Origin of the sequence: Methanoculleus sp. MH98A, assembly GCF_000691865.1 — an archaeon.
In the GTDB taxonomy this organism is placed as follows: Archaea; Halobacteriota; Methanomicrobia; order Methanomicrobiales; family Methanoculleaceae; genus Methanoculleus.
In genome coordinates this window covers 1-3,902 of sequence record NZ_JMIO01000112.1, presented here as the reverse complement: position 1 = coordinate 3,902, position 3,902 = coordinate 1, and the positions used below count along the sequence as shown (strand labels likewise).

Annotated in this window: 6 protein-coding genes; 4 read left to right on the top strand and 2 right to left on the bottom strand. The window is 58.6% G+C overall.

The window, feature by feature from the left end; translation table 11 throughout:
• Positions 1–176: 176 nt before the first annotated feature.
• The 4 genes from EI28_RS11570 to EI28_RS11555 all read left to right on the top strand — a co-directional run bounded on the left by EI28_RS11570 (position 177) and on the right by EI28_RS11555 (position 2,755).
• Positions 177–953 (top strand): PepSY domain-containing protein, encoded by a 777-nt coding sequence (locus EI28_RS11570; protein WP_048115003.1) that lies wholly within the window; start codon positions 177–179, stop codon positions 951–953.
• A 26-nt stretch (positions 954–979) separates the two neighbouring features.
• Entirely contained in the window at positions 980–1,795 is an 816-nt protein-coding gene (locus tag EI28_RS11565; RefSeq protein WP_048115001.1) for a hypothetical protein, read from the top strand.
• 119 nt (positions 1,796–1,914) lie between these two features.
• Positions 1,915–2,388: a winged helix-turn-helix domain-containing protein gene (locus tag EI28_RS11560; RefSeq protein ID WP_052379741.1), complete on the top strand. Its 474-nt coding sequence runs from the start codon at positions 1,915–1,917 to the stop codon at positions 2,386–2,388.
• A gap of 172 nt (positions 2,389–2,560) precedes the next feature.
• Positions 2,561–2,755: a hypothetical protein gene (locus tag EI28_RS11555; RefSeq protein WP_011842984.1), complete on the top strand. Its 195-nt coding sequence runs from the start codon at positions 2,561–2,563 to the stop codon at positions 2,753–2,755.
• A gap of 525 nt (positions 2,756–3,280) precedes the next feature.
• Here EI28_RS11555 and EI28_RS13630 read toward each other — a convergent pair.
• Both EI28_RS13630 and EI28_RS15035 read right to left on the bottom strand, forming a co-directional pair.
• Entirely contained in the window at positions 3,281–3,655 is a 375-nt protein-coding gene (locus tag EI28_RS13630; RefSeq protein ID WP_082223163.1) for a hypothetical protein, read from the bottom strand.
• Positions 3,656–3,674: 19 nt separating this feature from the next.
• Positions 3,675–3,902, bottom strand: a 228-nt coding sequence (locus EI28_RS15035; protein ID WP_231476794.1) for a hypothetical protein, incomplete at its 5' end; no start/stop codon positions are given.

Sequence of the window (3,902 nt, the reverse complement as noted above, 5' to 3'; positions counted from 1 at the left end):
GGGACCGGTTGCGAAACGGGGAGACCGTTGCAAGCGCCGCAAGCAATGCAAAGGACGACTGCTACTTGCACTGGCCGTTCGGTTACCATGGAGTGGACACCTACGAGATCTCCGGCAGTTACAACAGTTGTCTCACTCCCGCTCGCTACGGAGTCTATTAATGAGGTGATTCAATCATGAAACGGATATACATTGTTGCAATGCTATGCCTCGTCGTCGCGGTCTCGGTCGTGTCAGCGACTGGTGCCAACGCCCCGATCGGGGTGGATACCGCAAAAGAAAAAGCACAGGACTTTCTTAACGCACCCGACGCAACCGTCGAGTACCAGAAGACCGAACGCCTGAATCTTGGAGAGTACTATGTCTTTGGTACCGGAGAGGGACAGGTTTACGTCAACGCCCGGACCGGGGTGATCGAACGTGCCACGTTCGATTCCGCACGGAAGGATTGCCGCGATGTCCGGCTGGATCGGGCCGCAGCCGAAGTAACGGCAAGGGCCTACGCCGAAGAGAAGTACAGCGGCTTTGCGAAGAAGAGTATGCAGCTTACCAGATCGGACCTGGTTTCTCACGGTGATGCGGGCAGCGAGTACTCGTACATCTGGAGAGAAGAGATCAGCGATGTCCTCACGCCGAACACGGTCGTCGTGAACCTTAACCCGAGCACCGGCGAGATCGTCTCGTACATCGGGATCCAGCGGGAGATCAAATGTTCGCTTGAGCCAAAACTTTCCCGGGACGAGGCGCTGAAGATCGTAGCCGGGCAGTTCCCGGGAATCCGGGTGACCGGTGCAACGGCCGACCTCTCCGTCGAGTACACCCGACCGGACGTACAGACGCTGACATGGGTGATCACGATGAGTGGCGAGCCGGAGGACCACGTTCTCCAGGGAGGGCTTGTCGTTATCGACGCACAGACCGGAGAAGTGCTGATGGTGAGTCCATACCTCTAAATCACCTCTTTTCCTAATGTGATACAATGCACTCAAAGACATGGATATGGCTCGGTATCGGCGCCGTTCTCATCCTTGCTGCGGTAAACCTCGCCATACTCGCCGCCTTTCCCCCGGGACAGCAGCATGTGCAGGAACCGCTCAAGCGGGTGAACTGGATACTGCCGTTCGGGCCGGGGTTCGAGTACCCCGGTCCCTGTGAGAGCCCGGTCATCACCTACGACGCCGATAACGAGACCTGGAACCTGCGAAACGCCACCGCCTGGAACCGGACTATCTCCCTCGAGGATCGCTACAGCCTCGACCCGGCCCGCCCGGAGGATATCCGGTACACTCCCGATATCGCAATCGAGAGCGACAGGATCAGCCTCGACTTCTTCATCCGGAACCTCGCGGGCGAAGACTGCGCACGTGCCGATCTTGCCGTGACGACGGAAACCGCGAGCCTGAACACCACCACCGGGTCGCCGGAGGGGGATGTCCTCCCCGGCGCCTCGACCTCGCTGCCCGTCGACGACCTCGCCGCCGGGGAGTGGCGCGAAGTGCGGGTGACGGCGGACCTCCCGCGGCCCGGCCCGGAGGAACTCCTCTACCTGACGATCGGTCTTGCCGCCCCGGACACCTTCACGACCCCGAACGGCACACCGATCGACTTCGACTTCCGGCGGGCGACCGTCACCATACCGGGTTCCAACACCTCCTGGAAAGAAGAGATCGACCCCGGCTCTACCCCGGACCCCAACCTCAACAGGGACCGCCTCCCGGGGGGATCGGCAACGTTCGTCGTAGTAGGGATAGGTGCACCGGAACCGGTCCCACCCCCGACCCTCCGGGCGGAATGACGGAGATCGGCGCATCCTCTTTTTCGGCAGTACCGGGACAGTTCCGGAACGCTTTTCTCTCCCGGCAGGGGAGTACCTGATTGTTTCGGACCAGACCCATATCGGAGAGATTTCAAATCATGGAAGAAGTCACGCTCGACCGGGGCGATATCGCTGCGCTATCCTCCGACGTCCGGGTCGCTATCCTCAAAGCGCTCGATATCCGGCCCATGGCGATGAGCGAGCTCGCCGACGGGCTCGGTCTTGCAAAGTCGACTGTCCACGAACACCTTGCCGTTCTGGCCGATGCGGATCTCGTGGCCCACGAGAACGCCCGGAAATGGCGGGACTACACCCTGACGGAGAAGGGGCGGCGGATCCTTCATCCCGGGAGAGACCACCGGATCATCTTCCTCCTCGGCACATCCCTGGTTGCCATGACTGCCGGGGTGCTCTGCGTGACCTCGTATCTCCGCGGTTTTGTCGTCCAGGGGGGGAGCGTCGTCAGGGAACCCCTCCTCCTCTACGCGGGCGAGGCGCTCCTCGGCGTGACATTTGTGCTCTGGTACCTTGCGATGCGGTGCCGGCGGAGAACCGCCCCTATACCGGCGTAGTTTCTTTCCTGTCCGCACAGCCGCTCTTCGGCGACGACTTCCCCTTCTACGTCGCCACCTTCAACCTCCCCGTTTTTCGATCGGGATCGCGCCTCCGTCGGCTCGGTGGAGAGCACGAGCCCCATCCATCGATGCGGTCGACCCCCTCAGCCGGGTAACCACACCATTTGCGATGATCATCGTCGGGACGATGCACGTAACATTCCTGGCGTGGGAGATGGTCGACAACTGGCGGATCTGCGCGGCAAGTGTCGCCCCCCTCCTCACCCGGGTCTTTGCCGACGCCCGGCATACCTCTCAGATCGTCTTTGTCTCGACGAACGGGTCGTCTGTTACGGTTCCGCTGATGACGACGGTGCTACTGTAGGGCAGGAGGGGACGCAACCCGATCACCGACCATCCCTGGTTTAACTACGAAGAACTCGATAACCCCGGGAACACACAGGAAGGGGGATCTGCCGATCGGTACGCCAGGACCTGATCGCCGGCATAGTAATACTACAGATACGGCTGGATCGTTCAGCAGTTAAAGGGCTGTCTCTACTCCCTCGGTTGCCTTAATCAGGTAGTACCCAAGTCCCCTCTCCAGATCGACCTGCTCCTCCGGGGGCAGTGTCGATTCCCCGCAGGTATCTTTCTGACCTCTGTAACAAACCGGGTCTTCTCTTCTTCCGACAGATCCGTTGCGGCATCTTTGACAAAAGCCCAATCTTCTTCGGTCGGCTCACATATCTCCGGTCCGATATCCCTCCACGACGAGAGGATCGGGACGGCCTGCGGGGGTTTCGAATCCCCGGTTGCCCGGATGACAGCCAGGTTCCCGGCCCGCCCGGGCTCTTTTGCCGGGGTGGGCTCCGGGGCTGGCATCTATACCAGGTCCTGCAGAGGCTGTTCACTCTGCAGCAATTGAAGAATTAACTGGAGGGAACGACCGCCAGATTTTGTAAACGTCCCCGTCGTAGGTCACAATAACCTGTAAACCTTCGAGCGGTTCGTGCGTAGTGCTATTGAAGCGATCGATGTAGACCATATGGTGTTCTTTAAGCCTTCCCTCACGTACGTCAGAGACGGTGAGCTTTCCGATGGTGATCCGGAACGAATCATTCTCAATTGTTTTAGCAACTCCCGGATAGGAAAGGGCAACGATGACCGCATCTGCTTGAGAGATGGGTTCTGTAAGTGAAATATTGATATATTTCGATTGATTCACCGGTTGCTCTTCAACGCAACCCGTACAACAAAAAAGGAGGACTGAGATGATTACCATCAACCCTATTCTTCTTTGTTCACGCGATCCACGTGTCGATTCTGTATGCATTCGACCACCATGGTCTGTAGAAATCGCCATAAACACCTTCCTGCGTATCTGCATGGAGCTGTGTCGGGTGTGCTAACTGTGCATCCAGCTGCTCGTTCCACCATACACCATATCCGTCGTAATAGACGTAGGAATCACACACATAGGAGGTTGATACATCGGAGAATGATCCGGGATCGTTTCTGACGTATTCATG

Bases quoted from the DNA above. Each gene is read 5' to 3' on its own strand.
- EI28_RS11570 (WP_048115003.1), top strand. From the start codon at position 177: ATGAAACGGATATACATTGTTGCAATGCTATGCCTCGTCGTCGCGGTC.
- EI28_RS11565 (WP_048115001.1), top strand. From the start codon at position 980: ATGCACTCAAAGACATGGATATGGCTCGGTATCGGCGCCGTTCTCATC.
- EI28_RS11560 (WP_052379741.1), top strand. From the start codon at position 1,915: ATGGAAGAAGTCACGCTCGACCGGGGCGATATCGCTGCGCTATCCTCC.
- EI28_RS11555 (WP_011842984.1), top strand. From the start codon at position 2,561: ATGATCATCGTCGGGACGATGCACGTAACATTCCTGGCGTGGGAGATG.
- EI28_RS13630 (WP_082223163.1), bottom strand. From the start codon at position 3,655: ATGGTAATCATCTCAGTCCTCCTTTTTTGTTGTACGGGTTGCGTTGAA.